The 26587-nt window shown below is 68.8% G+C and carries 29 protein-coding genes; 21 read left to right on the plus strand and 8 right to left on the minus strand.

Going from position 1 to position 26587, the window contains the following annotated elements:
* Positions 1-24 precede the first annotated feature (24 nt).
* The gene (locus ACSUZC_RS02605) at positions 25-2475 is read right to left on the minus strand and encodes a penicillin-binding protein (RefSeq protein WP_439031377.1); all 2451 of its coding nucleotides are present in this window, start codon (positions 2473-2475) and stop codon (positions 25-27) included.
* Between the two features lie 278 nt (positions 2476-2753).
* On the opposite strand from ACSUZC_RS02605, the gene ACSUZC_RS02610 reads away from it, so the two are divergent.
* Complete coding sequence (locus ACSUZC_RS02610; protein WP_188331020.1) at positions 2754-3062, plus strand: WhiB family transcriptional regulator; 309 nt, start codon at positions 2754-2756, stop codon at positions 3060-3062.
* Between the two features lie 18 nt (positions 3063-3080).
* Here the strand turns inward: ACSUZC_RS02610 and ACSUZC_RS02615 are convergent, their stop codons facing one another.
* On the minus strand, positions 3081-4175 hold the full coding sequence (locus ACSUZC_RS02615; protein ID WP_439031378.1) for an ArsA family ATPase: 1095 nt from the start codon (positions 4173-4175) through the stop codon (positions 3081-3083).
* Positions 4175-5245: an ArsA family ATPase gene (locus tag ACSUZC_RS02620; protein ID WP_439031379.1), complete on the minus strand. Its 1071-nt coding sequence runs from the start codon at positions 5243-5245 to the stop codon at positions 4175-4177. Before ACSUZC_RS02620 ends, ACSUZC_RS02615 begins: the two co-directional genes overlap by 1 nt.
* 43 nt (positions 5246-5288) lie before the next feature.
* Between ACSUZC_RS02620 and ACSUZC_RS02625 the strand changes: the two genes are divergently transcribed.
* The 7 genes from ACSUZC_RS02625 to ACSUZC_RS02655 all read left to right on the plus strand — a co-directional run bounded on the left by ACSUZC_RS02625 (position 5289) and on the right by ACSUZC_RS02655 (position 10477).
* Positions 5289-5453 carry a DUF4177 domain-containing protein gene (locus ACSUZC_RS02625; RefSeq protein ID WP_006338906.1) on the plus strand — a complete coding sequence of 55 codons (165 nt, stop codon included), beginning with the start codon at positions 5289-5291 and terminating at the stop codon, positions 5451-5453.
* A gap of 2 nt (positions 5454-5455) precedes the next feature.
* The gene (locus ACSUZC_RS02630; protein ID WP_439031380.1) at positions 5456-5929 is read left to right on the plus strand and encodes a RidA family protein; all 474 of its coding nucleotides are present in this window, start codon (positions 5456-5458) and stop codon (positions 5927-5929) included.
* Between the two features lie 8 nt (positions 5930-5937).
* Complete coding sequence (locus ACSUZC_RS02635; RefSeq protein ID WP_439031381.1) at positions 5938-6699, plus strand: TSUP family transporter; 762 nt, start codon at positions 5938-5940, stop codon at positions 6697-6699.
* Positions 6700-6757: 58 nt separating this feature from the next.
* The gene (locus tag ACSUZC_RS02640; RefSeq protein ID WP_439031382.1) at positions 6758-8014 is read left to right on the plus strand and encodes an MFS transporter; all 1257 of its coding nucleotides are present in this window, start codon (positions 6758-6760) and stop codon (positions 8012-8014) included.
* A gap of 40 nt (positions 8015-8054) precedes the next feature.
* Positions 8055-8276, plus strand: a complete 222-nt coding sequence (locus ACSUZC_RS02645) for a hypothetical protein (RefSeq protein WP_439031383.1) — start codon at positions 8055-8057, stop codon at positions 8274-8276.
* Between the two features lie 151 nt (positions 8277-8427).
* Positions 8428-9579: an SPFH domain-containing protein gene (locus ACSUZC_RS02650; protein WP_439031384.1), complete on the plus strand. Its 1152-nt coding sequence runs from the start codon at positions 8428-8430 to the stop codon at positions 9577-9579.
* Between the two features lie 76 nt (positions 9580-9655).
* Positions 9656-10477: an MBL fold metallo-hydrolase gene (locus tag ACSUZC_RS02655; RefSeq protein WP_439031385.1), complete on the plus strand. Its 822-nt coding sequence runs from the start codon at positions 9656-9658 to the stop codon at positions 10475-10477.
* 76 nt (positions 10478-10553) lie between these two features.
* Here ACSUZC_RS02655 and ACSUZC_RS02660 read toward each other — a convergent pair whose 3' ends face one another.
* On the minus strand, positions 10554-11228 hold the full coding sequence (locus ACSUZC_RS02660; protein WP_004022089.1) for a Crp/Fnr family transcriptional regulator: 675 nt from the start codon (positions 11226-11228) through the stop codon (positions 10554-10556).
* Positions 11229-11412: 184 nt separating this feature from the next.
* Positions 11413-11673 carry a hypothetical protein gene (locus tag ACSUZC_RS02665; protein WP_238422869.1) on the minus strand — a complete coding sequence of 87 codons (261 nt, stop codon included), beginning with the start codon at positions 11671-11673 and terminating at the stop codon, positions 11413-11415.
* Positions 11674-12005: 332 nt separating this feature from the next.
* Here ACSUZC_RS02665 and nth point away from each other — a divergent pair, with 332 nt between their 5' ends.
* The 4 genes from nth to ACSUZC_RS02685 all read left to right on the plus strand — a co-directional run bounded on the left by nth (position 12006) and on the right by ACSUZC_RS02685 (position 15539).
* Positions 12006-12695: an endonuclease III gene (gene nth / locus ACSUZC_RS02670; RefSeq protein ID WP_439032971.1), complete on the plus strand. Its 690-nt coding sequence runs from the start codon at positions 12006-12008 to the stop codon at positions 12693-12695.
* 200 nt (positions 12696-12895) lie between these two features.
* Positions 12896-13516, plus strand: coding sequence for a TlpA family protein disulfide reductase (locus ACSUZC_RS02675; protein ID WP_439032972.1), 621 nt, complete (start codon positions 12896-12898; stop codon positions 13514-13516).
* Positions 13513-14349 (plus strand): NUDIX hydrolase, encoded by an 837-nt coding sequence (locus ACSUZC_RS02680; RefSeq protein WP_439031386.1) that lies wholly within the window; start codon positions 13513-13515, stop codon positions 14347-14349. Before ACSUZC_RS02675 ends, ACSUZC_RS02680 begins: the two co-directional genes overlap by 4 nt.
* The gene (locus ACSUZC_RS02685) at positions 14346-15539 is read left to right on the plus strand and encodes a MarP family serine protease (protein WP_439031387.1); all 1194 of its coding nucleotides are present in this window, start codon (positions 14346-14348) and stop codon (positions 15537-15539) included. Before ACSUZC_RS02680 ends, ACSUZC_RS02685 begins: the two co-directional genes overlap by 4 nt.
* Here the strand turns inward: ACSUZC_RS02685 and ACSUZC_RS02690 are convergent.
* The 3 genes from ACSUZC_RS02690 to acs all read right to left on the minus strand — a co-directional run bounded on the left by ACSUZC_RS02690 (position 15454) and on the right by acs (position 19147).
* Positions 15454-16518, minus strand: coding sequence for an alpha/beta fold hydrolase (locus ACSUZC_RS02690; RefSeq protein WP_439031388.1), 1065 nt, complete (start codon positions 16516-16518; stop codon positions 15454-15456). The genes ACSUZC_RS02685 and ACSUZC_RS02690 overlap by 86 nt on opposite strands.
* A gap of 3 nt (positions 16519-16521) precedes the next feature.
* Positions 16522-17028 (minus strand): phage holin family protein, encoded by a 507-nt coding sequence (locus ACSUZC_RS02695; RefSeq protein WP_439031389.1) that lies wholly within the window; start codon positions 17026-17028, stop codon positions 16522-16524.
* A 175-nt stretch (positions 17029-17203) separates the two neighbouring features.
* The gene (acs, locus tag ACSUZC_RS02700) at positions 17204-19147 is read right to left on the minus strand and encodes an acetate--CoA ligase (RefSeq protein ID WP_439031390.1); all 1944 of its coding nucleotides are present in this window, start codon (positions 19145-19147) and stop codon (positions 17204-17206) included.
* A 384-nt stretch (positions 19148-19531) separates the two neighbouring features.
* Here acs and ACSUZC_RS02705 point away from each other — a divergent pair, with 384 nt between their 5' ends.
* The 9 genes from ACSUZC_RS02705 (at position 19532) to ACSUZC_RS02745 (ending at position 26578) form a co-directional block, all read left to right on the plus strand.
* Positions 19532-20287 carry an oxidoreductase gene (locus ACSUZC_RS02705; protein ID WP_439031391.1) on the plus strand — a complete coding sequence of 252 codons (756 nt, stop codon included), beginning with the start codon at positions 19532-19534 and terminating at the stop codon, positions 20285-20287.
* A 1002-nt stretch (positions 20288-21289) separates the two neighbouring features.
* Positions 21290-22351, plus strand: a complete 1062-nt coding sequence (gene ssd, locus ACSUZC_RS02710; RefSeq protein WP_439032973.1) for a septum site-determining protein Ssd — start codon at positions 21290-21292, stop codon at positions 22349-22351.
* A complete protein-coding gene (locus ACSUZC_RS02715; protein WP_439031392.1) occupies positions 22348-23544 on the plus strand; it encodes a TadA family conjugal transfer-associated ATPase in 1197 nt (398 codons plus the stop codon). Before ssd ends, ACSUZC_RS02715 begins: the two co-directional genes overlap by 4 nt.
* Positions 23541-24383, plus strand: coding sequence for a type II secretion system F family protein (locus tag ACSUZC_RS02720; RefSeq protein WP_439031393.1), 843 nt, complete (start codon positions 23541-23543; stop codon positions 24381-24383). Before ACSUZC_RS02715 ends, ACSUZC_RS02720 begins: the two co-directional genes overlap by 4 nt.
* A complete protein-coding gene (locus ACSUZC_RS02725; RefSeq protein WP_439031394.1) occupies positions 24380-25003 on the plus strand; it encodes a type II secretion system F family protein in 624 nt (207 codons plus the stop codon). The genes ACSUZC_RS02720 and ACSUZC_RS02725 overlap by 4 nt, the downstream gene beginning before the upstream one ends.
* Before the next feature lie 35 nt (positions 25004-25038).
* Complete coding sequence (locus ACSUZC_RS02730; protein ID WP_439031395.1) at positions 25039-25413, plus strand: VOC family protein; 375 nt, start codon at positions 25039-25041, stop codon at positions 25411-25413.
* A gap of 207 nt (positions 25414-25620) precedes the next feature.
* A complete protein-coding gene (locus tag ACSUZC_RS02735; protein ID WP_439032974.1) occupies positions 25621-25791 on the plus strand; it encodes a DUF4244 domain-containing protein in 171 nt (56 codons plus the stop codon).
* Between the two features lie 74 nt (positions 25792-25865).
* Positions 25866-26210, plus strand: a complete 345-nt coding sequence (locus ACSUZC_RS02740) for a TadE family type IV pilus minor pilin (protein ID WP_439032975.1) — start codon at positions 25866-25868, stop codon at positions 26208-26210.
* Entirely contained in the window at positions 26207-26578 is a 372-nt protein-coding gene (locus ACSUZC_RS02745; protein ID WP_439031396.1) for an Rv3654c family TadE-like protein, read from the plus strand. Before ACSUZC_RS02740 ends, ACSUZC_RS02745 begins: the two co-directional genes overlap by 4 nt.
* Positions 26579-26587: the final 9 nt, after the last annotated feature.

A 26587-nucleotide genomic window follows, 5' to 3' on the forward strand; every position in this document is an offset into this window, starting at 1 on the left:
GGGGGCGACGACGTGTCGGCCGCGTCAGCCGGGAAGCTGGATCACCACCGGTCCGACGCCCGGGACCACGACCGTCGTCTCGGTCGGGCCGCCGCCGTCCCCGCCGCCGGCACGGCGACCGTTGGACACGTAGATGGTGACCGTGCTGCCCGGCATGGCCGAGTCCGACGGCGCGGTGAAGACCACCGTTCCCTGCGGGCGGCCGCTGTCGACGTCGAGTTCGCTCACCTTGAAGCCCGCGGCCTGCAGCCGGGAGGTGGCCTCACTCGCGGTCAGACCGCTGACCTGCGGGATGCGCCCGCGGTCGCTGCCGTTCCAGTACTCCTGATCGATGGGTGGTAGGTTCACCGGCCCGAACTTGGTGGCCACCGGCCGGACGGCCTGGAACCACGTCCGGGCGGGCTCCATGCCGCCGTAGAGGTCGCCGTCGTAGCAGGAGCGCAACGGGCTGCTGCAGACGCCCTGCGGGTTGGGGCCGTCGCTGTAGACGTAGGCGGCACCGGCGATCTGGTTGGTGAAGCCGACGAACGCCGAGGACCGGTGCGCCTCGGTGGTGCCCGTCTTACCGGACATCGGGAGGGTCCAACCGGCCGATCCGGCCGCACCTGCCGCGGTGCCCGCCCCCACGTCGTCCTTGCTCATCGCGTTGGCGAGGGTGTGCGCGAGACCCTCGTCGACGACCTGCTCGCACGGTGGCGTGGTGAACGGGATCGAGGTCAGTGCGGGACGACCGTCCGGTCCCATGACCGGGTTGCCGTACTGGTCGCGCTTGATCCGGCTGATCGACTTGATGGGATTCGGCGGGCACCAGGTGCCGCCCGACGCGATGGTCGCGGCGACGTTGGCGAGTTCGAGGCCGTTCAGCGGCAGCGGGCCGAGGGTGAACGAGCCGAAGTTCCCGTCCTTGACGTACTGCGCCATGCTCTTCTCGCCGTAGCCCGAGGACCCGGGGATCGTGTAGGAGCGCAATCCGAGCCGGACGGCCATGTCCACCGCAGGCTTCACGCCGACCTGCTGCAGGAGCTTCACGAACGCGGTGTTCGGCGACTGCGCGAGGGCGTTGGTCACCGACATCGACGCGGGGTACCGGCCGTCGTTCTTGACGCAGTAGGCGTTCGCCGGGCAGCCGTTGGCGCCGCCGCTGTTACCCATGCCCTCGACCGCGATCGAGCCCGGCACGGGGATGTTGGAGCCGGCGCCGAGTCCCTTCTCCATCGCCGCGGCGACGGTGAAGATCTTGAACACCGACCCCGCGCCGTCGCCCACCATCGAGAACGGCTGAGGCTGCATGGTCTCGCCGCGGTTGAGGTCGAGGCCGTAGTCGCGGCTCGACGCCATCGACAGCACGTCGTGCGACTTCTTGCCGGGCCGGAGCGTGCTCATCACGTCGGCGACGCCGTCGGCGGTGGGGCTGGCCTGCGACTTCACCGCGCGGGTCGTCGCGCGCTGCACCTCGGGGTCCAGGGTGGTCTGGATGATGTACCCACCGCGCAGGACCGAGTTGCGGGAGATTCCGTTCTCGGCGAGGAACTGCAGTGCGTAGTCGCAGAAGAAGCCGTTGTTGCCCGAGGCGATACACCCCTGGGTGGGGGTCTGCGGTCGGGCGAGGACGCCCAGCGGCTTCTCCTTCGCGGCGATCAGCTCGGCGCGACGTTCCGGGAAGTTGTCGATCATCGTGTCCAACACGAGGTTCCGCCGCTCGAGGGAGGCCTCTGGGTTGGAGTAGGGGTTGAGCGCCGAGCTGGACTGGACCATGCCGGCGAGGAGCGCCGCCTGTTCGACCTTCAGATCCTTGGCGGGGATGCCGAAGTAGGTCTGGGCCGCGGCCTCGATGCCGTAGGCGTTGTTGCCGAACGGCACCACGTTCAGATAGCGGGTGACGATCTGCTTCTTCGCCTCCTGCTTGGCGGCGGCGTCGTCGAGTCCCTTGTCGCGCTTGGCCTGGTCGATGAGGCTCTGCTCGAGCGTCAGCGCCATCCGCACCTCGCGCAGCTTGCGCGCCGGGGTGGTCTCGACCGCGGCCTGGCGGTCGGCTTCGGTCCGTGCGAGCACGAGGAGCTGATAGTTCTTGATGTACTGCTGGTCGAGGGTCGACGCACCCTGCTGGACCTCGCCCGACGACGAGTTCTTCAGCGCGGCACGGATGGTGCCCTTCCAGTCCACCCCGTCGTGCTCGAGGAAGCGTCGGTCCTCCACGGAGATGATCGCCCGGATCATGTCGGGGGAGATGTCGTTGTAGCCGACCTGGTAGCGGTACTGGTCGAACAGCACGGCGATCGGCTTGCCGTCGGCGTCGGTCATGGTGGTGACCTCCGGCAGCGTGCCGTTCAGCAGTTCGGAGGAGACGTTCTCGACAGCGGCCGCCGCTCGGTTGGAGACGACCCCGATTCCGCTGGCCACGGGGTAGAGAAGGCCGGCGACGAGAACTCCGGCCAGCAGGCTCGCCCAGGCCAGCGACCACAGTTTCTTCGACATCACCCCGACAGGATACGTGCGCTGTCACCGAACATCGCCCTGCCTCGCCCTTCGGTGCCGGTGAACCCGGCCCGCCGAACCCCTCGCAGGCGTCCGTCCGAACAGATGAGATTGCACGCTTGTCCCACTTTGTTGGCTCCAGGGGTTGCGCACCCAAGCACACATCCCTAAATTGAGTGCAGAATGTGACTCACGTAACAGTTGGCTGTAAATGTGGCTTGAGCAGCGACGTTGAGGCGCACTCGTAGCGACGCGGAGACGACAGGTAGGGGTGGCGGATGGCTACAGCGGCAGTTTCCAACGAAGAAGATCGCTTGGCGTGGGTTGCGCAGGCGCGTTGTCGAGGGGGAGACCCCGACGATCTGTTCGTACGAGGAGCGGCGCAGCGCAAGGCCGCGACGATCTGCCGCCACTGCCCGGTGCAGCTCGAATGCGGCGCCGACGCCCTCGACAACCGCGTCGAATTCGGCGTGTGGGGCGGCATGACCGAGCGCCAACGGCGTGCACTGCTCCGCCAGCACCCCGAGGTGACGTCGTGGTCGGCGTTCTTCGCCGCCCAGCGCCGGCGTCATCGCGACGCGGTCTGAACGCCTTCGCCTACCGGATCAGCCCCGCCCGGTGATCTGCTCGGCCACGGCCCGCAGCGCGGTCACGTCGGCCACCTCGAAGGGCAGTGCCGGTACCCCGACGATCGGCACGCGGGGGTGCGAGGCCGTGAATCTCTGCAGCAGGTGGAGTTCACGCTTCCCGGTGGCGGCCCGGTCGGCGTGGATCTGCAGGACGCCTCGGGTGAGTTCGTCGGTGACCGACTCGAGCGCCACCAGCGCAGACTCCTCCGGGATCGACGTCAGGTTCGGGTGCGTCCGGTTGAGGATGAGCCCCGCGAGCGGCATCGATTCCTCCGACAACCGGTCGACGAAGAACGCCGCCTCGCGCAGCGCGTCCGCCTCTGCGGCCGCGACCACGGCGAACTGGGTCCCCGGCTGCTTGAGCAACGCGTAGGTCTTCGCCGCGCGATCTTGGAAGCCGCCGAACATCGAGTCCAGGGACTGCACGAATGTCGCCACATCGCGCAGCATCTCGCCGCCGATGATGGTCGAGACCCCGCGCATCGCCAGGCTCATCGCGCCGGTGACCATCCGGCCCACCCCGCGGCCGCCGCCGACGAGCACCTTCATCAACCGTCCGGACAGGAACGACCCGAGTCGCTGTGGCGCATCGAGGAAGTCGAGGGCGTTCCGCGACGGCGGGGTGTCGACGACGATGAGATCCCAGTGGTCCTGCTCGAGGAGTTTGCCGAGCTTCTCCATCGCCATGTACTCCTGCGTGCCGGAGAACGACGACGCGACGGTTTGGTAGAAGGCGTTCTGCATGATCGCCTCGGCCCGATCCGGGGTGGAGTATTCGAGCACCATCTCGTCGAAGGTGCGACGCATGTCGAGCATCATCGCGTCGAGCGTGCCCGCGCCGTCGATCTTCACCGGCTGCGGATCGTTGGTCAGTTCCGACATGCCGAGCGACTGCGCGAGGCGTCGGGCCGGATCGATCGTCAGGACGGCCACCGTCCGGCCCTGCTCCGCGGCGTACATGGCCATCGCGGCCGCGGTGGTCGTCTTACCCACTCCGCCTGCGCCGCAACAGATCACGACGCGAGTTGCCGGGTCGGTGAGGACCGAGCCCATCTTGAGGTCGAGTGGCATCAGGCACCCGCTTTCTGGAGGAGGTTGGCCAGCTCGTAGATGGATCCGAGGTCGACGCCGTCGCCGAGGGACGGCAGTTCGAGCATCGGCAGCTCCACCTCGTCGAGCTGTGCCTTCGCGATCTGCTGCGCCTGGAGGCGGGTCGCGTGCTCGATGGTCTCGGTGAGCAGCCCGGCGAGGTCGCCGTCGGCGAGCTTGAGCCCACCGGCGGTCAGCGCGTCCTCGACGCGACCGGCATCGATCTGACCCTCGGCGATCTCGTCGATCACCTCGGCGGGCAGGTGAGGAGTGCTCACGCGGTTGATGATCAGGCTGCCGAGGTTGAGGTTCTTGCCGCGGAGTTCCGTGATGGCCTCGACGGTCTCCTGGATGGGCATCGCCTCGAGCAGCGTCACCAGGTGGATGATCGTCTCCTCGGAGTGCAGGAGTCGGACGACTCCCTCGCTCTGGTTACGGATCGGACCGGTCTTCGCGAGATCGGCCATCGCCTGCGTGACGTCGAGGAAGTTGCCGATGCGGCCGGTTGGCGGTGCATCCACGACCACCGCGTCGTAGACCCGGTTCCCCTGCTTGTCGGTGTGGATGATGCGCTCTTTGATCTTGCCCGTGAGCAGCACGTCACGTAGGCCGGGTGCGACGGTCGTGACGAAGTCGATCGCGCCGATGCGCTTCATCGCCCGGCCGGCGAAGCCGAGGTTGTAGAACATGTCCAGGTACTCGAGCAGCGCGTGCTCGATGTCGATGGCCAGCGCGGACACCTCGCCACCGCCCTCGGCGGTCGCGATGCGGGTGTCGGTCGGCGGTAGTGGCGGGATGTCGAAGACCTGCGCGATGCCCTGGCGGCCCTCCGTCTCGACGAGGAGGACCTTCTTGCCGTCCGCGGCCAGGGCGAGGGCCAGCGCGGCGGCGATGGTGGTCTTGCCGGTACCGCCCTTGCCCGACACGAAGTGCAGGCGGGCGCGCGCGGCCGCGTCCGGCCACTCGTTGTCGCCGGCAGCGGAGGAATCGTTTGTCACGCCGGGATCGGGCGCCTCACCCACCCCGGATCGTGAGCCCTGTTCATTGGCCACCGCAACACCTTATCCATTGACCCTCGCCAGATAGGGTGAGTCCATGACTGAAGTGACCGCGTGGGAATACGTGACGGTGCCGCTGCTGACCCATGCCACGAAACAGATCCTCGATCAGTGGGGCGCCGACGGCTGGGAGCTGGTTTCGGTTCTGCCCGGTCCCACCGGCGAGCAGCACGTCGCCTACTTGAAGCGCCCGAAGGGCTGATCATGCCGAACCAGTGGAGCGACCAGCTCGCAGAGCTCGACATCTCACTGCCCAGCGTCGTACCACCGGTGGCGAGCTACACCCCGGCGGTGAGGACCGGCAACCTCGTCTACACCTCGGGTCAGCTCCCGATCGTCGACGGCGAACTCTCGGTGCGCGGCAAGGTGCATGAGGGTGCCGAGGGTGTCGTTCGACCGGAAGACGCCACGGCCGCGGCACGGGTGTGTGCGCTCAACGCACTCGCCGCGATCGACGCGCTCGTGGGGATCGATTCCATCGTGCGTGTCGTCAAGGTCGTCGGTTTCGTCGCGTCCGCTCCCGGATTCACCGGCCAGCCCGCGGTGATCAACGGCGCGTCGGACGTCCTCGGCGAGATCTTCGGTGACGCCGGGGTGCATGCCCGCTCTGCGGTCGGCGTCGCCGAGTTGCCGCTCGGTGCGCCCGTCGAGGTGGAACTGATCGTCGAAGTGGCCTGACGTCCGCGTTGGACGTCGCACTCCTGATCGTCGCCGCCGCTGCTGCGGGCTGGGTCGACGCCGTGGTCGGCGGCGGGGGACTGGTGCTGATCCCCGCGATGCTGATCGCGCAACCCGGGCTCCCCGTCGCGACCGCGCTGGGAACCAACAAGCTGGCGGCGGTCTTCGGTACCGCTTCGGCCGCCTGGCGCTACGTACGACACGTGCGCATCGACCTGCGGCGGCTCATCCCGGTTTTCGTCGCGGCGCTCGTGTTCTCCGCGCTCGGAGCGGTGGTGGCGATCTCGCTGCCCACCGAGATCTTCACGCCGATCGTGTTGGTGATGCTCGTCGGTGTCGGACTGTTCGTCGCGCTCAACCCGGGCTTCGGCGGTGACGCGTCGGCGGGACCGCGCTCGCGCGTGTCCACGATCGCCGGTCTCGTGGTGGCCGGCGTCGTCGTCGCCTTCTACGACGGGGTGATGGGTCCGGGGACCGGGACGTTCCTCATCATCAGCCTGACCGCTCTGGTCGGGACCAGCTTCCTGGAGAGCTCGGCGATGGCGAAGGTCATCAATACCGCCACCAACCTCGGCGCCCTGACGGTGTTCGGACTCCAGGGAAATGTGTTGTGGCTGCTGGGGCTGGGCCTCGCCGTCGCGAACATCGTCGGCGCCCAGATCGGGTCGCACATGGCGATAGGGCGGGGCAGTTCGTTCGTGCGGTGGGTGTTGCTGGGCGTCGTCGTCGTGATGGTCGGCAAGCTGGGGTACGACCTGATCATCGGATGACCCGGCGGGTCGTCGACGAAAAGTGCTGGCGCACCGGCCCCCGACCGTCGATGCTCGGATGGTGAACACAGGCGAGATGGCGCCGGATCGGGCGAGCCTCCAGCGACGCACAGTCGTCCTGCTGTGTGTGGGCCAGATCTTGGGCGGGGTGTCGATGGGTGGCGCCCTCGCGCTCGGCGCCATTTTGGGCGAAGAACTCTCGGGAACCGACTCGCTGGCCGGCGTACCGACGACCGTGCTCACGCTCGGCGCCGCGGCGGCGGGTCTCCCGCTGGCGTCGGTCGCCGCGGGTCGAGGTCGCCGACCGGCGCTGACGACCGGAATGCTGATCGCCGCCGCCGGTGCACTCACCGTTGCGTTCGCCGTCGATCGTGAATGGTTCCCCCTGATGCTCGTGGGCATGGCCGGGGTGGGATCGGGAACCGCGGTGAGCCTGCAGGCCCGCTTCGCGGCGACCGATCTGTCCGCGCCGGAGACACGGGGGCGGGACCTGTCGCTCGTCGTGTGGATGACGATGATCGGCGCGGTCGTCGGACCCGCCCTGGTGCCCCTGGGCGCGACGGTCGCGGACTGGTTCTCGATGGCCGAACTCTCCGGACCCTTCCTGCTCGGCGCCGTCGGCTGTGCCGCGGCGGCCGCGGTGCTGTTCACCGGACTCCGTCCTGACCCGCTCGTCGTGGCCACCGGTGCGCAAGGCGTGACACACACGAGAGTTCCGCTGAAGGAGGGGCTCTCGGCGATCCTGCGATCACCGTCGGCGCGTGCGGCAACGGCTGCGGTGGTCTCCGCGCACGCGGTGATGGTCGGTGTCATGGCGCTGACTCCCGTCCACATGCATCACGGCGGGGCGTCGGTGACAGTCGTCGGACTGTCGATCAGCGCCCACATCGCCGGGATGTACGCACTCGCACCGGTGATGGGTCTCCTCGCCGACCGTGTCGGCAGGACGCCGGTCATCCTCGCCGGCCAGGCGACACTCGTCGTCAGCTGTGTCGCGGGTTTCGTGTTCGCGGGCTCGCAGGCCGGACTCGTGGTGGCCCTCGTACTGCTGGGCATCGGATGGTCGGCGTCGACGGTGGCGGCATCGACACTGCTCACCGACAGCGTCGACGTCGCGCATCGGGCCCCCGCACAGGGCGTTTCCGACACCGCGATGAGCCTTGCCGGCGCGGCGGCGGGGGCTCTCGCCGGTGTCGTGGTCGGCGCCTTCGGATACAGCGTCCTCGTCCTCGGATCGGCGGTCATCGCCGTCGTCACGGCGGTCTACGTGGTGGCCGACGGCGCGCGGGACCGGCGTCGAACCGCTGTGGCATAGGGTTTCGCCAGGGATCACAGCATTCGGTGGGAGGCGGGAGATGGCACCTTCGCAGCTCGTCGGACGCACCGGGACCGTGACGATGTCGATCGCAGGCGGCGAGTCACTCGGAGAGGTCGAGGTGCGATTCGCCGGCGGGACAGAACGGTTCCTCGCTCGCGGAGTGGAATCGATCGAGGTCGACGCCGCGATCCTCGTGATCGCCGAGTCCCCCGGACGGATCCTGGACGTCGAGAAGTGGTGGCAGCCCCCGGAGCTGTGAGGGCGGCCGGGAACACCATGTGAACAACCGATTCTCGTGCGACGCGCGATGGGGCAGTATCTGGGACCGACACCCAACCGTTCGGGGCGACACCCTGCTGTCTCGACCTACGACGACGCCACCCGACCTACGACGCCACCAGGAGAACTGCATGCTCGGCTATTACGTCCCAGAACCCGACGAGGCCATGTTGATCTCGGGTGCGAAATCCGACGAAGACAATGCGCCGTTCGTCGTGGTCGTCGGGCACGGGAAGTGGGTGATGCCCTTCTTCCGCAAGGTCCGGTTCCTGTCGATGGCGCTGCACGAGGCCACGATCCGCGAGGTCTGTGTGACGACCCAGGGCATCCAGCTCAACGTGCGGGCCGTGATCGCCCACAAGGTCGGCAACGACGTCATGTCGATCGTCAACGCCGGTCAGCGGTTCATCTCCGAGCAGGAGAACGAGATGAATCAGCTGACCGGACAGATCTTCTCGGGCCATCTGCGCTCGATCGTCGGGTCGATGACCGTCGAACAGATCATCCGCGAGCGCGACACCCTCGCGCGCCAGGTGCTCGACGCGTCGAAGCGTGAGATGGGCTCGATCGGTCTGGTCGTCGACTCGTTCCAGATCCAGTCGATCGACGACATGGACTCCGGCTACATCAACGCGCTGGCCGCGCCCAACATCGCCAAGGTGCAGCGCGAGGCAGCTGTCGAACGTGCTCGCGCGGACCAGGAGTCGGCGAAGGCGCAGCAGGAGTCGCTGCGGAATCAGGCGGACTACGAGCGGGAGACCTCGATCAAGCGCGCCTCCATCAAAGCCGAGACCGACAAGGCCAATGCCGAAGCGGCCCAGGCGGGCCCGCTCGCCCAGGCGCGGGTCAACCAGGAGGTGATCCGCGAGCAGTCGCTGCTGGCCCAGGCCCAGGCCGAACTGCGTGAGCAGGAGCTGATCTCGGAGGTCGTCAAGCCTGCGGAGGCCGAGGCGCTCCGGCGCCGGATCATCGCCGAGGCGGAGGCCAAGGCCGTCGAGATCCAGTCCGCGGCGGCGGCCCAGCACAACAGGATCGCACTCGACCAGCAGCTCATCGAAGCGCTGCCGACTCTGGTCGGCGAGGTGGCCAAGGGGCTGAGCACCGCGAATCTGACCGTGTACAACGGTGCGGAGGGCGTCAACGAGATCATGACCGGCGTGATCACCCAGGGGGCGGCACTGCTGCGCAGCCTGCAGGATCAGGTGGCGCCGACCATCGTCGACGGTGAGGGGGCCACCCGCGTCGACGGGATGACCAACGGCTCCGCGGTCGCCGAGAACTGAGCCGCGGCCTCGGCACACCCGCCCGATCGGCGGGCTACGGAACGAGGGGTGAGCGGAGTCGATAGTCTCGGAGACCATGAGCTCACAGAACGAGGCTGCCCCCACCCACCCCGCGTACGGGGTGCTGCGGGAGGTGACGCCCTTCGCATCGGTGCTGCTGTGCGACAACTCCGGGATGATGGAGCTCGACGGCACGAACACCTACGTTCTGCGGGCGCCCGGCAGCGATGAGTGTGTGGTCGTCGACCCCGGTCCGCCGAAGTACAAGGCCCACGCCCGTCGGCTCGCCGAACTCCCGGGTGTCGCACTTGTCCTCGTGACGCACCGGCACTACGACCACACGGGTGGCATCTCCCGGTTGCACAAGCGCACCGGCGCACCTGTGCGCGCTCGTCTGGAGAAGCATTGCCGCAAGGCCGCACCCCTGCGCGATCGAGAGGTCATCGAGGTGGCGGGCCTGCGCATCACAGTACTGGACACCCCCGGGCACACCGGCGACTCGGTGAGCTTCGTCGTGGAGCACGACGGCCAGCGGGCTGTGCTGACCGGCGACACGATCCTGGGAAGTGGCACGACCGTTCTCGATCCGTCCGACGGCGGTCTGCGCGACTACCTCAACTCGCTGAACCGGCTCATCGTCGAAGGCGAAGGGGCGCCGCTGCTCCCGGCGCACGGTCCCGACCACCCCGACCTGGGGCCCGTCGCCCGCTACTACAAGGCGCACCGCGAGGACCGCATCGATCAGATCGTCGCGGCACTCGACGACATGGGCGTCTCCGCGCGCGAGGCCAAACCGATGAAGGTGGTCCGTCGTGTCTACGCCGATGTCGACAAGAAGCTGTGGCCGGCCGCCCGGCTGTCGGTCAAGGCCCAGTTGGAGTATCTGCGACAGGCCTGAGGGGCATCACAACAGAAGCCGCCCACTCCTCTGAGGAGTGGGCGGCTTCGTTGGTGTGGGTCTTCTGGGTAGGAGTTCAGCGAGCGCGGCGTGCCAGTCGTTCAGAATCGGCGATCAGCACACTCTTGCCCTCGAGACGCAGCCAGCCGCGCTGGGCGAAGTCGGCGAGAGCCTTGTTGACGGTCTCACGTGACGCGCCGACGAGCTGGGCGATCTCTTCCTGGGTCAGGTCGTGCGTCACGCGGAGAGCACCGCCCTCCTGGGTGCCGAAGCGCTGCGCGAGCTGCAACAGCTGCTTGGCGACGCGACCGGGGACGTCGGTGAAGATGAGGTCGGCGAGGTTGTTGTTGGTGCGGCGCAGACGACGCGCGAGCACGCGCAGCAGCTGTTCGGCGATCTCGGGGCGATCCTTGATCCACGCCTTCAGCGCGTCACGGTCCATCGAGACCGCGCGGACCTCGGTGACCGTCGTCGCCGACGACGTCCGGGGGCCGGGGTCGAAGATGGACAGCTCGCCGAACATGTCCGACGGTCCCATGATCGTCAGCAGGTTCTCGCGGCCGTCGGGGGAGCGTCGGCCGACCTTCACCTTGCCCGACATGATGATGTAGAGCCGATCGCCGGGTTCGCCTTCGTGGAAGATCACGTGTCCGCGAGGGAAGTCGACGGGCTGAAGTTGCTTGGTCAGCGCCGCGACGGCGGAAGGCTCGACGCCCTGGAATATGCCCGCCCGCGCCAGTACTTCTTCCACCTAGGGAACCTTTCTCGAATCTTTGCCACAGCCACGTCTGAGATCGCGCGCCCTTGGATACGCTACCCCGCGCCCCAGCATATGTGTTGAATGGGTCACTGAACCTGCATTGCGCGTGTGTCCGGCGAGCGAGATGTCGACGAGGCGTTCGTGCCTGGTGGCGTCCGGTGTGGTGACCGTCGGATCAGCTGGCGCGCTTGGGCGATTCGGCACGCTCGACGACGGGCTCGGACCTCGTCACCCGGCGGGTGCGGAGCTCGTCGAGAGCCGCGGGCATCCCCTCGCGGGCGAGGGTGTCGACATTCTGGGCGTCCGCGGCGTCGAGGAAGTCCTCGACGTCGTCGCGGGTGACCGACGAGCGGTCGATCCGTGCCTGCACCTTGTCCATGCCCATCGCAAAGAGCATGAGTACAGCTGGGAACAGCAGCGCCGCGAGACCATGCATGGGGACAAGTAAACACAATGGACCCCGCGGAATCCTCATCCGAGGGGCCGACGTCACTGACTTGTTACCTGACCGTAGGTTGCGGCGACGTGTTCTCCGTCGCAGCCATCGGTCCCGTCCGAAGGTCCGTTTCAGGGCCATGAGCTGCGCTGTTGTGGTCGCAGGCACGGTCGCACGGCCCGGTGGCCGGTCCGTGGTCACCTGCGGCGGCGGCATATGCGGAACACATCGCTAACCTGAATCAGGTGAGCGCACGCAAGGCGGCGTCCGCGGGCCCGGCCGCGGTCCGCAAACAGGAGACCCATCTCGGTTTGGTCCGGCGCGCGCGACGGATGAACCGGACGCTGAAGGTCGCGTTCCCGCATGTCTACTGCGAACTCGATTTCACCGATCCGCTGGAGCTGTCGGTGGCGACGATCCTGTCCGCCCAGTGCACCGACGTGCGGGTCAATCAGACGACGCCCGCACTGTTCGCGAAGTACCGCACCGCCCGCGACTACGCCGAAGCCGATCGGACCGAGCTCGAGGAGATGATCCGGCCGACCGGCTTCTACCGGAACAAGACGAACTCGATCATCGGGCTGGGCCAGGCCCTCGTCGAACGCTTCGACGGCGAGGTCCCCGACAACCTGAAGGATCTCGTGTCGCTCCCCGGTTTCGGACGCAAGACCGCGAACGTGGTGCTCGGCAATGCCTTCGGCGTGCCGGGGATCACCGTCGACACTCATTTCGGCCGTCTGGTCCGACGCTGGCAGTGGACGGAGGAGACCGACCCGGTGAAGGTCGAGCACGCGGTGGGTGAACTCATCGAGCGCCGGGAGTGGACCGACCTCTCGCACCGGATCATCTTCCATGGCAGGCGCGTGTGTCATGCGCGCAAACCCGCGTGCGGCGTCTGCATCCTGGCCAAGGACTGCCCGTCGGTGGGGACCGGTCCGATGGACAAGGCGGAAGCGGCGGCTCTGGTGAAGGGCCCGGAGACCGAACACCTGCTGGCGCTCGCGGGGGTCGCGGCGACGTGAGCGATGCGAACGTAGAACCCGGCGCCGGGAGCGAAGCGAGCGGGCCGAAGGTGGCCGGCGCCGGGAGCGAAGCGAGCGGGCCGATTGAACCCGGCGCCGGGAGCGAAGCGAGCGGGCCGATCGATGCACCGCCCGCTCCGGCGCAACGGCCGTCCCGTTTTCCGCCAGCCGCGCGGTGGACCGTCGTCTTCATCGTCGTGATGATCGCGTTGATCGTGGCCATCTGGCCGCGCGGCGGCGACTCGACTCCGATGTCGAGTGCCCCGCCGTCGGCGAGTGGTGCCCGGCCGCAGGACGCGCCCGTCGACGAGGCGAGGGTCGCCGCTGCGCGAGCCGATGCCGCCCTGCCCGACTGCCCGACGACCGGCCTCCCGGAGGCCGCGGGCTCGGTGCTCGCCGGGGTCGTCGAACCGTGTCTGGGAACCGGTGCGCCCTACGACCTCGGGGCCGCGACCGCGGGCAAACCCCTGGTGATCAACGTGTGGGCGCAGTGGTGTGGTCCGTGCAAGACCGAGTTGCCGTATTTCGAGGAGTACGCGGCCCGCGCCGGTGACCGTGTGACCGTGCTGGCGCTCCACGCCAAGGAGGGCGGCAGCAATCCCTTCTTCCCGCTGACGTTGCTCACCGAGATCGGAGTTCGCTTGCCGTCCGTGCTCGATCTCGACGGCCGGGTGGCCGCTGCCATCAAGGCGCCCCGTGTGTTCCCGTCGACCGTCTTCTTGCGCGCCGACGGCACGGTCGCGAAGGTCTATCCCGGGGTCTTCGACAGTCCGGACGAGATCGCCGACGCCGTGGACGAACACCTGGGTGTGCGCGCATGACCCCGCGCCCGGACGCCGAGCCGGGACCACTGATCCCGGCGGAGGAGATCCCGCCGTGGCTGCGCGCGCTGACGGCCGACGTCGCCGCCGTCTCGAGGAGTGTCGACAACCGCGGCGGGGACCGGTCGCGATGGGCGTCGATGCTGCCGACGAAGACCCGCTCGGCGGCGGTGCTCGTCCTGTTCTCCGGTTCGTGGGAGTCGGCCGACGACCATCCGGGCGGGCTGCCCGCCGATGCGGAGGTTCTCCTCACCGAACGGGCGTCGACGCTCCGGCAGCACAGCGGGCAGGTCGCCTTCCCCGGTGGTGCCGCCGATCCCGGTGACGACTTCCCGGTCGGCACCGCCCTGCGTGAGGCGACCGAGGAGACGGGTCTCGACGCATCGGGTGTGCGCATCCTGGCGACTCTGCCGAGTTTCCCGGTCGGGGTGTCCGGTTTCGACGTGGTGCCGGTGATCGGGTACTGGCACCGGCCGAGTGACGTCCGCGTCGTCGACGAGGGCGAGACCGCTCGCGTGGACCGGGTGAATCTGCGCGAATTGCTGTCCCCGGACAACCGTTTCCAGGTGCGCCGCAAGGCGGTGGGCATCGTCTACAAGGGTCCCGCGTTCTTCGTCGACAATCTGCTCGTGTGGGGCTTCACCGGCGGGTTGATCGCCGCGATCAGCGAGGTGGCCGGTTGGGACCGGCCTTGGGACAAAGACGACGTCCGTTCGCTGGAGAAGATGATCGAACTCGCCGGGAGTGCGCAGGAGTCCGGGTTCGAGCAGTTGCATCCCGACGGTCGCACCCCGGTCGACGTACGGACCGCCGAGTCGGAGGGCGCGGGATGAGCAGCTCCGCATGGGTCGACATCATCGTCATCGCCATCGCGCTGCTGGCCGCGGCGAGCGGTTACCGGTCGGGCGCGGTCGCTTCGGCACTCGCCTTCATCGGGGTCGCGCTGGGTGCGGTCGCCGGGGTTCTGCTCGCGCCGAGGCTGATCGAGCGGTTCGACGACCTGCAGGCGCGTGTGCTCGTCGGCGTGTTGGTACTCGTGGTGCTGGTGGTCGTCGGCGAGGTCGCGGGCATGGTCTTGGGACGCGCCGCGCGGGGCGGCATCCGGTCGCCCGGGCTACGCGCCGTCGACAGCGGTGTCGGATCGTTGCTGCAGGTGATCGCGGTGTTGCTCGCGGCCGGTCTGGTCGCGATACCGCTGCGTGAGTCGGCCGATCCGGCGATCGCGGGCGCGGTGAGCGACTCGAAAGTGCTGAGCGCCGTCGACGAGGTGTCGCCGCAGTGGGTCGACGACATCCCCGACGATTTCAAAGCGCTGCTCGACAGTTCGGGGCTCCCGAAGTTCCCGTTCGTCAGCACCCCGTCGACCGCCGTGGAGCCGCCCGACCCGGCGCTGGCCGGACTGCCGGCGGTGAGGCAGGCGCGGCCCAGCGTCGTCAAGATCGAGGGTGTCGCGCCGAGTTGCCGTCAGGCTCTGGAGGGCAGCGGGTTCGTCGTCTCGCCCGAGCGCGTGATGACCAACGCGCACGTCGTGGCAGGCACCGAACGTCTGCAGGTGCAGACCTCTGCCGGCGCGCAGCTGCCCGCGAAGGTCGTCCACTTCGACAGCGAGAACGACATCGCGGTGCTCGACGTCCCCGGCCTGCGAGCCCCCGCCCTCAAGTTCGCGTCGCGGCCCGCTGCCACCGGCGACGACGCGATCGCGCTGGGGTTCCCCGAGGCCGGCCCCTTCTACGTGAGCCCGCTCCGGGTTCGATCGGTGTTCTCCCACACCGGTGACGACATCTATCGCACCGGGCAGGTCACCCGCGAGGTGTATGCGGTTCGCGGGTTGATCCGGCAGGGCAATTCGGGTGGCCCGCTATTGAACTCGGACGGTGAGGTGCTCGGTGTGGTGTTCGGTGCCGCAGAGAACGCCGCCGACGAGACCGGCTTCGTGCTCACCGCCCGTCAGGTGCGTTCCGACTTCGACGAATCCGAGCGACAAAACGAGCGGGTGAGTACCCAGAGCTGCGTCCTCGCCTGATCTTGCGCTGGTGGACGCGCGCGATGTCGGCGGCCGGGTCGGGTTCGTGTCCCAGGAAGTCCAGGATCTGTTCGGTCACCGCCGCGGGCTGCTCCTGATGCGCGAAGTGCCCGCTTCGATCCACCTGCCGGTAGGTCTGATGGGCCGCCCAGCGATGGCTGTCGGCCATGACGTCGTCGAGGATGTACGGGTCGTCGCGGCCCCGCAGCGCCAGCACCGGTAGGTGGAGCCGCTGGTCCATGAGATCCATGAACCGGGCCCCGTCCGGCCGGAACTGGGATCGGAACGCCCAGCGCCGGTACTCCAGGCTGCAGTGCGCGACGTTGGGGATCAGCATCGCCGAACGGTTCAGTTCGACTGTCTGCGCGTAGTCGGCGTCATCGCGCCACTCCGGCGACGACCGTTCGGCGAAGTAGTCGGCGACGAACGCGGCGTCGTCCCGGGTGACCTGGCGTTCCCCGGCACGTGGGAGCTGATTGCGCAGGAACAGGGGCATGAACCGCGACCGCTGGGCTCTGTCGCGCAGCACTCGGCGTCGAAGGGCGCGCGGATGCGGCGACGCGATCACGACGATGCGGTCGACCACGCGCGGATGCAGTGTGGCCGTCGCCCAGCAGACCAGGCCGCCGTCGGAGTGGCCGATGAGAGTCGCGGTGGTGTGCCCGAGGGCGCGGACGAGTCCGTTGGTGTCACCGGCCAGGGTCCAACCGTCATACCCGCGTGGCGGTTTGTCGGTGTCGCCGTAACCGCGGAGGTCGACGGCGACCGCGCGGTAACCCGCCTCGGTGAGGGCGGTGAGCTGGTGTCGCCAGCTCCACCAGAACTCGCCGAAGCCGTGGAGCAACAACACGAGTTCCCGGTCGTCTGCGGGGACGCCCGCCGGCTGGACGGCGTGGAACCGGACCCCGTTGGCGCGGACGTCGAAATGCTCCCAGTCGCCGGGGAGCCGAACGCTTGAGGGGTCGGGCGCCACGCTCACGACTCAGCCTTCGCGCGCGGGCGGGATTCTCGGGTGCGTGGTCTCGTGCTCTGCGTGACGGTTCGGCAGGACGGTCGGCAGTTCGTTGACCGATTCGATCGTCTTCTTCGGTCCCCGCACCCGTTTGAAGAACAGGTAGCCGACGAACGCGGCGACCACGGTCACCAGAACCAGGATGAGGAACACGATCAGGAACGCCAGCCAGCGCCAGACCCACTCGTCGAGCAGCTCGGCGAGGAAAAAGAAGAAGAAAAAGCTGGAGTACAGCGCCATCACGCCGGCGACGATCAGCAGCCCCGTGCCGGCACCGGCCTTCTTCGCCTCGGTGACCAACTCCGCCTTGGCCAGGGCGACCTCGGACCGGAACAGGGTCGAGACACTGGCGGTCGCGTCCTTGACCAGGCTTCCGATCGTCGGCTCACCGTTCCGGCCGGCGTTGGCGTCGGAAAGCGGGATCGACGGGACGGAGTCCCGGCCCGCGTCGGGCAGGCCGTGCTCGTTGGGGCTCACAGAATCCTCCGTTGTTCGGCTGATGGGCTTATGTTGCCATGCGCGCGCCGCTGAGGTGGCGGCCCACCCATGGGTGGGTCGGGGAGTCCCGAACGCGCGATGCGCCACCGGCGACAGTTCGCCGGTGGCGCATCGGGACGCCGAACGCTCCCTGGGGAGCGTTCGGCCGGGTGGATCAGGCCTTCTTCGCGCGGATCGCCTCGAACACCGACGGGTCGACGAGCGTCGAGGTGTCGCCGAGTTCGCGACCCTCGGCGACGTCCTTGAGCAGGCGGCGCATGATCTTGCCCGAGCGGGTCTTGGGCAGCTCGGGGACGACGTTGATCTCGCGTGGCTTGGCGATCGGCGAGATCTCCACCGACACCTGCTGGCGCAGTTCGGCGACGAGTTGGTCGCCGGTGTTCTCGACACCCTCGCGGAGGATGACGAAGGCGACGATGCCCTGACCGGTGGTCTCGTCGGCGGCGCCGATGACCGCGGCCTCGGCGACACCGGAGTGCCCGACGAGGGCGGACTCGACTTCCGCGGTGGAGATGCGGTGGCCGGAGACGTTCATGACGTCGTCGACGCGGCCGAGGACCCAGAGGGCGTGGTCGTCGTCGTAGCGGGCGCCGTCACCGGCGAAGTACCAACCCTGTTCGGCGAAGCGCGACCAGTAGGTCTCGCGGAACCGCTCCTCGTCACCCCAGATGCCGCGCAGCATCGACGGCCACGGCTGATCGAGCACGAGGTAGCCCTGTTCCCCGGCGCCGACCGGGTTGCCCTGGTCGTCGACGATGTTCGCGCTGATGCCGGGCAGTGGCTTCATGGCGGATCCGGGCTTGGTGGCGGTCACGCCCGGGAGCGGCGAGATCATGATGGCGCCGGTCTCGGTCTGCCACCAGGTGTCGACGATCGGGGCCTTGTCGCCGCCGATGACCTCGCGGTACCACTTCCACGCCTCGGGATTGATCGGTTCGCCGACGCTTCCGAGGAGGCGGACGCTCGACAGGTCGTGGGCGTCGGGGATCTCGCGGCCCCACTTCATGAAGGTGCGGATGAGGGTGGGGGCGATGTAGTAGATCGTGACGCCGTACTTCTCGATGATCTCGAAGTGGCGGTGTTCGTTGGGGGAGTTGGGGGTTCCCTCGTAGACGACTTCGGTCGCGCCGTTGGACAGCGGTCCGTACACGAGGTAGGAGTGGCCGGTCACCCAGCCGATGTCGGCGCCGCACCAGAAGACGTCGTGACCCTCCTTGTGGTCGAAGACGTAGTGGAAGGTGTAGCTGACCTGGGTGAGGTACCCGCCCGAGGAGTGCACGATGCCCTTGGGCTTGCCGGTGGTTCCGGAGGTGTAGAGCAGGAACAGCGGGTGTTCGGCGTCGAACGCTTCCGCCTCATGGGTGTCGGATTGCTCGTCGACGGTGTCTTCCCACCACACGTCGCGGCCCTCGACCCAGTTCAGGTCGGGGTCGTGGTTGGTGCGGCGCACCACCAGAACCTTCTCCACCGACGCCGCGGCGTCGTCGCCGGTGCCGAGCGCCTCGTCGACCTGGGTCTTCAGCGGTGCGGGTTCGCCGCGGCGGTACTGGCCGTCGGTGGTGATGACGAGTTTGGCCTCGGCGTCGTCGACGCGCGAGCGCAGAGCTCCGGAGGAGAAGCCGGCGAAGACCACCGAGTGGGTGAGTCCCAGGCGGGCGCAGGCGAGCATCGAGATGAGGGCTTCGGGAACCATCGGCATGTAGATGGCGACGCGATCGCCGGCGACGAGCCCGATGGAGGCGAAGTAGTTGGCAGCCTTGCTGACCTCGGCGAGGAGCTGGCTGTAGGTGAGGTCGCGGGTGTCGCCGGGTTCACCGATCCAGTGGATGGCCACTCGATCGCCCTTGCCCGCGGCGACGTGGCGGTCGACGCAGTTGACCGAGACGTTGAGCTTGCCACCGACGAACCACTTCGCGAACGGGGCATCCGACCAGTCGAGGGTGTCGGTGAAATCGGTGGCCCAGTCCAGTCGCCGGGCCTGCTCGGCCCAGAATTCGAGACGGTCGGCATCGGCGCGGTCGTACATCTCGGCGGTGCCGTTGGCCTGGGCGGCGAACTCGTCGGAGGGCGGGAATGCCTTGACGGACGTGGAGGACATCGGTGACATGAGCCTTTCGCTGTCGACGGAGGACACACCACAGTAAGGTGACCCGACGTCGGGACGGGCAATCACTGTGAGCGTAGTCACGTCGTCGTCGGGCATGGAACCACCGGTATGCGAGCGCATGTCCTGCGCGATGAACGGCGTGTGGAAGACGACGAACGGTCGCCACGCCTTTCGGTCGTTTAACCGACGGGCGGGACGACCCGGAATCCGCCCGTCGATTTCTGAAACGGCCACTAACAATGCGGGCCGACGCATTCTCAGCGCCCGAGAACGCGGGGTTCTCGCCGGGACGGACTTCGGCCGGTGGTGGACGCAGGGTGAGGAACGTCAGGGGCGTCGACTCCTGTGCATCATCGACGCAACTATCGTCGGAGGGTGACCACCGACCCTCTGGCGCCACTCCTGGACCTGCCCGGCGTCGCCGACGCCGCCGACCGCGCTCGCGACGCCCTGTCTGCGGTGCATCGGCACCCCGCCAACCTGCGCGGATGGGACAAAACGGCGACCGAGGCCTCCTGGCGGGCCGGTCGTTCCTCGGCGGCGATCGACGGGGGAAGCGTCGAGCTCCGTCGCGACGGGGACTTCGACGATCCGATCCTGGCCGGTGCGATGCGGGTCTCCCAGGCGCTCGACGGCGACTCGCTGGTGTCGTTGACCGCCGTGGTCCGGCGCGCGCCGGCGCAGGCGCTTGCGCGGCTGCACACGCTTGCCGCTGCCGACATCGTCACGGACCCCGATCTGCTGGGTCGCCCCCGAGGTGGGACGGATGTGGCGGAGCGTCTCGATCTGTTGGGGCAGTTGACAACCGGTGCGACGACGGTCCCGGCCCCGATCCTCGTTGCCGTGGTGCACGGCGAACTGCTCGGCCTCGAGGCGTTCCCCACCGCCAACGGCGTGGTGGCGCGAGGCGTGGCGCGACTCGTCGGAGCGTCGACCGGTCTCGACCCCCACTGCCTCGGGGTGCCGGAGGTGACCTGGTTCAAACGGGTCGTCGAGTATCGCGAACTGGCCGCGGGGTTCGCGACCGGCACGGCGTCCGGCCTGCGGGACTGGATCGTGTTCTGCTGCGAGGCGCTGGAAGCGGGTGCGGCGGAGGCGAAGTCGATAGCGGACGCGGCCCGCGCCGGGTAGGTCTCCGGCTCGACAGTGCACACAGCGGCCCGGCCGGCATGGGACCCCCGGACAGCACTGCGGGCGGCCGCCGGCGTCGTAAACGACGCGGTTGCCGCCCGCGTAGCACGGACTCAAGTTACCAAGCGTGCTTGGTGGGCTGTGGTCACCGCCTCGGCGATTGACCGCGAGTCGGGGTGTCGTGACCGTCCACGTGCTGCCAAACGTGGCCATTCCGCCCGGGGCCTGGCGCCTGTCGGGAAGACGGCACGTCGCGCAACGAGTGGTGGCGGTCGGTCGTCCCGGCTGCGATGTCGCAGGCGCACAACACTTTTGCCATATGCGGCGTGCTCCGCGTGGGTGCTTGCCGCCCGTGCTGGGAAGTGCTCGGCGTGGGGGTCCGTTCCTTCTCTTCCGGATCGAACTTGGCCTTCCGAGTTTCCGTAACCACTGTTGTACACCGTGATGCCGGTCACATCAAGCGTTCGGCGCCGGAATGTTGAGTGGAGTGGTGCCTCGTATCAGAGATGTTGTCTCACAGTCGACTTCGCGACATGGCGGATGTCGGGCTGTTTCGGACTCCGGCCCGGCCTCCACCGGGGCGCCGACCGTGCCGGCGACCATCGGTACCCCGGCGGAGGTTGCAGCAACGTTGCAAAAACCAGATGGAAAACAATGCGTTAACGGATAACAAATCGTGTTCCGTCAACGATTACCGCCGTTGTTACCCGGGAGTAGTACGGACATTCACGAAAGATATTGTTGTGGTTGCAAAGAATCCGAGCGCGTGTGTATAGTCATCGGTACCCGGTTCTCATACCGGTGCGTTTCAGCCCGACCCCCCGGGGCTGAAACGTGACGACCCCGGCCTCCTCCCCCCCTGGCCGGGGTTGTCCTCTATCTGGGGTCAGGTATACCGTCCTCCGCGTTCTGGGCCGAATGCCTGTGCACAGCCTCGGCGGTAGTGCACAGACCGGTTTTCCGGAAGGCCCTCGACGCCTCGACGGCCGCATGATCGTCGCCATGCCCGATGATCTCCTCGTTCTGGTCGATCCCGATCTCCACGATGACGTCGCCCGCTGCGCGGCGGCAGCCGGCTACCGCATGGTCGGGGGGCGTGCCGACGACTGTCGTCGCGAGTGGCTGACCGCGCGGGCGGTGGTGGCCGACCCCACCGCGATCGCTGTGCTCGCACGCCTACGTCCACCACGGCGGAGCGGCCTCGTGCTGGTGTCGGCCGTGGACCCGGCCGCCGACACCTGGCGTATGGCGATGGATCTCGGCGCCGACGACGCCGCCACTCTTCCCGCCGACGAGGGTCGGCTGGTGCGGTCGCTGACCGACTCGCGGGTACCGCGGCGTCACCCCGCCGGGGTCGTCGCGGTGATCGGAGCCCATGGCGGCTCGGGAGCGTCGACCCTGGCCGCGGCGGTCGCGCTGACCGCCGCGCAGGCGGATTCGCCGACGCTCCTGCTGGATCTCGACGATCTGGGGCCCGGGGCCGACCTGCTGCTCGGACTCGAGCGGCTTCCCGGTCTGCGGTGGCAGGATCTCTCGCTGGACGGTGGCGTCGTCGGTGGCACCGCCCTGCACCAGGCGCTACCCCGCGCGCGCGACGGGTTGTCGGTCCTGACATCCCAGCGGGCGCCGTCGCTGGGCCTGACGACGGACGCGGTCACGGCCGTCATCGACGCAGGGCACACGCATGGCGACCTCGTTGTCATGGACCTTCCTCGATCCGACGGGCCCGTCGTGCGGGCCGCGATCTCGTCGGCCGACGTGGTCGTCGTCGTCACCACCGCGACCGTGAGCGGATGCGCGGGTGCTCGCCGGGTCGTCGACCGCGTCATCGGCGACGAGGTGGCCGTCGAACTGGTGGTTCGTGGTCCGGCGCCCGGGGGACTGCGTCCCCGGCAGGTGGCCGAGGCCATCGGATTACCTCTGCTCACCGCCTACCGTCCCGACCCGCGACTGGCGGCGCGATCAGAGAGTGGGCCGCTACGACTCGGTCGTCGCAGCCCGCTCGCTCGTGCCGCCGGGGTCGTACACAGGCGTGCGATGCAGCGTCGGCGGCAACCGTCATGACCCAGCTGCGCGACGTCGGGCTCGCCGACGACGACCTCCTGGACCGCGTCCGCTCCCGACTCGCGGCCGACGCTGCCGACCCCAGTCCGGCGGTCATCGCCGAGGCGATCCGGGCAGAGGCCGGTGGCGTTCTCGGCGACACGGATCTGCTTGCGGCCCTGCGTTTTCTGCAGACAGAGCTGACCGGCGCGGGAAAGCTGGAGCAACTCCTCGCCGAACCCGGCATCGCCGACATCCTCGTGGCCGGACCCTCGGAGGTGTGGGTCGATCGCGGCCATGGACTCGAGGCGACCGCTGTGAGATTCCCCGACGAGGCCTCGGTACGACGGCTCGCCGGACGTCTGGCGCTGAGTGCGGGCCGCAGGCTCGACGATGCGCAGCCGTGGGTCGACGGACAGCTGTCGAACGTGGGACGCCGGGGATACACGGTGCGGTTGCATGCGATCATCCCGCCGCTGGCCGCCGACGGAACGTGTATCTCGTTGCGCGTCTTGCGATCGGCGTCCAAGGACCTGACCGCGCTGATCGACGGCCACTCGATCCCGGCCGACACGGTGCCCGTGATCGGCGACCTGCTCCGTCACCGCCTCGCGTTTCTGGTGATCGGAGGTACCGGGTCGGGCAAGACCACCCTGCTCAACGCCCTGATCGGTGCGATGGATCCGCGGGAACGAATCCTCTGCGTCGAGGATGCACTCGAACTGGCTCCCCAGCACCCGCAGGTCGTCCGGCTGGTGGCACGTGCGGCGAATGTCGAAGGGGTGGGGGAGGTCCCGGTCCGGTCGCTGGTGCGGCAGGCACTGCGCATGCGGCCCGATCGGATCATCGTCGGCGAGGTCCGCGGTGGGGAGGTCATCGATCTGCTCACCGCACTGAACACCGGCCACGACGGCAGTGCGGGCACGGTGCACGCGAACTCGACCTCGGAGGTGCCGGCCCGGATGGAGGCGCTCGCCGCGCTCGGCGGGATGGCGCGGGACGCGCTGCACAGCCAGTTGGGCGCGGCCCTGCAGGTGGTGCTCGGGGTGGCGCGGCATGCGGACGGCACCCGGGGTCTGGCCGAGATCGGCGTGGTGCGGCGCGACGCGGACGGGCGGGTGTCGATCGTGCCGATCTGGCTGCGCAACCACGGTTTCACCGACCACCGACGACACTTCGACGCGATGGTGGCCGGCCGCGAGGCGCCGCGATGAGTTGGACCACGTCTCCGGTCGCTCCGGTCCTGGCGGCCGCCGGCGTCGCGATCGTGCTGTGGACGCCGCCGGTGGCGAGCAGGCGGTTGGCGGCGGTCTGCGACGCTGCGTCCGGGCGTCGGTCCGCGGCACCGGTGTTCCTCGTGCCGGTGGCCGTACCGCTCGTGGTGCTCCTGGCCGCGGGGGCCTCCGCCGGCGTTGCCTCCGGGATCGCGGTGACGGTGGTGCTGTGGATTCGGCGGAAGCGGCGGGCCGAGCGACGCCTCGACGGACAATTGGACGACATGCTGCTCGCGCTGTCGTTGATGATCGCCGAGCTGTCGGTGGGTGCACCGCCCGTGCGCGCCTGCGAGGCTGCGGTGACGGAGTTGCGGCGCCGGGTGCCCGAAGCGGCCGGGAGCCGGTCGGAGATCGCGGATGGTCTGGAGGCCATGGCGTTTCGGGCTGCGTTGGGCGGTTCGGTGATCGACGCACCGGGCACGGCGGACGGGGCGTCGGGCCACGCGTCGTGGCACCGGATCGGAATCGCATGGCAGACCGCCGATCAACGAGGATTGCCGATGATCGACATGCTGGGTGCCGTGCGCTCGGACCTGCAGGCACGCCGGGGATTCGCGGACCGTACGCGCGCCGGGTTGTCGGGCCCACGAGCGACCGCGACCGTCCTGGCTGGGCTCCCGCTGCTGGGCATAGCCCTCGGCCAGGCGACCGGGGCGCAACCGATCCAGGTGCTGCTCGGCGGTGGTCTCGGTGGCGTTCTGTTGGTCGCGGGCACCGCATTGGCCGCGGCCGGCGTCGCCTGGTCGGAGCGCATCACCGGCAAGGTGCTCACGCGGTGAGCAGTGGATCGACCGAGATCGCGCTGGTGGTCGGCATCTGCGGGGTGGCGCTGTGGATCTGGCCGTCCCCCCGATGGCATCTGTACCGCGTGATCGACCCGCCACCCGGACGGGACCGTTCGCCGCGCTGGCTGGGAGCCGGCCCGCGCGCCGAGGACCCGTTCGCGGTGGCATCCGCGTTCGATCTCTTCGCGGTGTGCCTGCGGTCCGGCTTGCCGGTCGGTACCGCGGCGTCGGTCGTCGCCGAGCGTGCGCCCGCGTCCATGCGCGGACCCCTGTCGCGGGTCGCGGACCTCCTCCAACTCGGTGCCGATCCCGATGCGGCATGGTCGGCGCTGCTCGACAACTCGAATGCTCGATCGGATGACGACGATCACCTGGAAGCGCTCGCCGCCATGGCTCGGCGTTCGGCCCGTGCGGGTTCGTCACTCGCCGGCGGGCTCGCCGAACTGGCCGAGGACGTCCGACGCCGCGCCCACGACGACGCCCTGGCCGCCGCCGAACGCGCCGGGGTCGCCATCAGCGGCCCGCTCGGACTGTGTTTTCTGCCCGCATTCATCTGTCTCGGCATCGTTCCGGTCGTAGTCGGACTGGCATCGTCGGTGATGGGCTCGATCTGAGCCGCGATGTCGGTGCCGGGCCGCACAATGGCGGCATGACCGACTCAGGACACCGGCACCACGCCATCGACTACGTCGAACTGACCGTCACCGATCTCGACGCCGCTCGGACGTTCTACGCCGACGCCTTCGGGTGGCAGTTCAACGACTACGGACCCGCTTATGCCGGGATCGTGAACCCGACCGGTGCCGATGCGCCGGAGGTCGGCGGCCTCGCCGCCGGCGACACAGCCGCGCCCCGCGGGGGCCCATTGGTACTGCTGTACTCCGAGGATCTCGATGCGACGGCGGATCGGGTTCGGGCGTCCGGCGGCGAGATCGTCAACGGGCCGTACACGTTTCCGGGTGGCCGCCGGTTCCACTTCACCGACCCGAGCGGCAACGAGCTCGGGGTGTGGGCAACGTCGTAGAGGTGCCGGCGGCACATTCATCGGGATTCGAGGGATCCATTCGGCGTCGCGGTGCGTCCAAGTAACTGCAACATCCCATCGACTCCCGCAGGAGAAGCCATGTCACCCACCATGATCCGTAGCCACGACGTTGATACCGAGCCGGTCCTCATGATCGAACCGGACGCGCACGCAACCCCCGGGACGCTCGACCGCCTCGGCGCGCACATGACCCGGCTCATGACGGAAGAAGACGGGATGTCGACCGCGGAGTACGCGATCGGCACCATCGCGGCGGCGGCGTTCGGGGCCATCCTCTACACGGTCGTCACCGGTGACAACATCGTGAGCGCACTGACGGGGATCATCGGGAAGGCTCTCAACACCTCGGTCGGCTGATGAGACCTCGAGACGCGTTGCGACGTGTGGGTGGGGCCGCGTCCCGTCGACGTGTGGTCGTCGACGAGGCGGGGATGGTGACGGTCGAGGCCGCGTACGCCATCGCGGCGATCGTCGTCGTGGTACTGCTCGCCGTCGGGGCGATCGCCGGGGTGACAGCGCAGATCCGGTGCACCGACGCCGCCCGCGAGGCGGCACGATTGACCGCTGCGGGGGACCCGTCTGCCCAGGACACGGCCCTGCGGGTGGCGGGCGATTCCGCGCGGATGTCGATCTCCGAGAGCGCGGATCACGTGGTCGTCGAGGTGCGGACCGGGGTTGCGCTGCTGCCCGGGCTGACGCTGTCCGCCTCGGCGGTCGCGGCAAAGGAACCCGGCGGTGAGGATCAGGTGATGTTCGCGCCCGGTGTCGAACGGTGAGTGCCCGCCCGGGTCTGCTCACCGATGAGAGCGGGAATGCGACGATCCTCGGCGCGTTCGGGATCGCGGCGCTGGCAGCGGTTCTCGTCCTGGTGATCTACATCGGGGGAGCGGTACTCGCCCGTCACCGGGCTCAGTCGGCGGCCGACCTGGCGGCACTGGCCGCAGCGGTCGAGCACGTCGGCGGCGGCGCCGACCCGTGTCGGAGTGCGCGCGACCTGGCCGGGAAGCAGCAGCCCCCTGCCGATCTGGTCGAGTGCCGGACCGACGGTGACGATGTGGTCGTCACCGTGCGCATCCCTGTCGACCTGGGCGGGTTCGGGATTCGTGCTGCCACTGCGCAGGCGAGAGCCGGGCCGGTGGAGTGATGCCCGCGC

The sequence above is a fragment of the Gordonia terrae genome, from assembly GCF_051789125.1.
Taxonomy (GTDB): Bacteria; Actinomycetota; Actinomycetes; order Mycobacteriales; family Mycobacteriaceae; genus Gordonia; species Gordonia terrae_A.

Bases quoted from the DNA above. Each gene is read 5' to 3' on its own strand.
- ACSUZC_RS02605 (WP_439031377.1), bottom strand. From the start codon at position 2,475: ATGTCGAAGAAACTGTGGTCGCTGGCCTGGGCGAGCCTGCTGGCCGGA.
- ACSUZC_RS02720 (WP_439031393.1), top strand. From the start codon at position 23,541: ATGAGTTGGACCACGTCTCCGGTCGCTCCGGTCCTGGCGGCCGCCGGC.
- nth (WP_439032971.1), top strand. From the start codon at position 12,006: ATGAACCGGACGCTGAAGGTCGCGTTCCCGCATGTCTACTGCGAACTC.
- ACSUZC_RS02740 (WP_439032975.1), top strand. From the start codon at position 25,866: ATGGTGACGGTCGAGGCCGCGTACGCCATCGCGGCGATCGTCGTCGTG.
- ACSUZC_RS02730 (WP_439031395.1), top strand. From the start codon at position 25,039: ATGACCGACTCAGGACACCGGCACCACGCCATCGACTACGTCGAACTG.
- ACSUZC_RS02675 (WP_439032972.1), top strand. From the start codon at position 12,896: ATGATCGCGTTGATCGTGGCCATCTGGCCGCGCGGCGGCGACTCGACT.
- ACSUZC_RS02665 (WP_238422869.1), bottom strand. From the start codon at position 11,673: ATGCATGGTCTCGCGGCGCTGCTGTTCCCAGCTGTACTCATGCTCTTT.
- acs (WP_439031390.1), bottom strand. From the start codon at position 19,147: ATGTCCTCCACGTCCGTCAAGGCATTCCCGCCCTCCGACGAGTTCGCC.
- ACSUZC_RS02685 (WP_439031387.1), top strand. From the start codon at position 14,346: ATGAGCAGCTCCGCATGGGTCGACATCATCGTCATCGCCATCGCGCTG.
- ACSUZC_RS02715 (WP_439031392.1), top strand. From the start codon at position 22,348: ATGACCCAGCTGCGCGACGTCGGGCTCGCCGACGACGACCTCCTGGAC.
- ACSUZC_RS02640 (WP_439031382.1), top strand. From the start codon at position 6,758: ATGGTGAACACAGGCGAGATGGCGCCGGATCGGGCGAGCCTCCAGCGA.
- ACSUZC_RS02625 (WP_006338906.1), top strand. From the start codon at position 5,289: ATGACTGAAGTGACCGCGTGGGAATACGTGACGGTGCCGCTGCTGACC.
- ACSUZC_RS02655 (WP_439031385.1), top strand. From the start codon at position 9,656: ATGAGCTCACAGAACGAGGCTGCCCCCACCCACCCCGCGTACGGGGTG.
- ACSUZC_RS02615 (WP_439031378.1), bottom strand. From the start codon at position 4,175: ATGCCACTCGACCTCAAGATGGGCTCGGTCCTCACCGACCCGGCAACT.
- ACSUZC_RS02650 (WP_439031384.1), top strand. From the start codon at position 8,428: ATGCTCGGCTATTACGTCCCAGAACCCGACGAGGCCATGTTGATCTCG.
- ACSUZC_RS02680 (WP_439031386.1), top strand. From the start codon at position 13,513: ATGACCCCGCGCCCGGACGCCGAGCCGGGACCACTGATCCCGGCGGAG.
- ACSUZC_RS02645 (WP_439031383.1), top strand. From the start codon at position 8,055: ATGGCACCTTCGCAGCTCGTCGGACGCACCGGGACCGTGACGATGTCG.
- ACSUZC_RS02735 (WP_439032974.1), top strand. From the start codon at position 25,621: ATGACCCGGCTCATGACGGAAGAAGACGGGATGTCGACCGCGGAGTAC.
- ACSUZC_RS02630 (WP_439031380.1), top strand. From the start codon at position 5,456: ATGCCGAACCAGTGGAGCGACCAGCTCGCAGAGCTCGACATCTCACTG.
- ACSUZC_RS02610 (WP_188331020.1), top strand. From the start codon at position 2,754: ATGGCTACAGCGGCAGTTTCCAACGAAGAAGATCGCTTGGCGTGGGTT.
- ssd (WP_439032973.1), top strand. From the start codon at position 21,290: ATGCCCGATGATCTCCTCGTTCTGGTCGATCCCGATCTCCACGATGAC.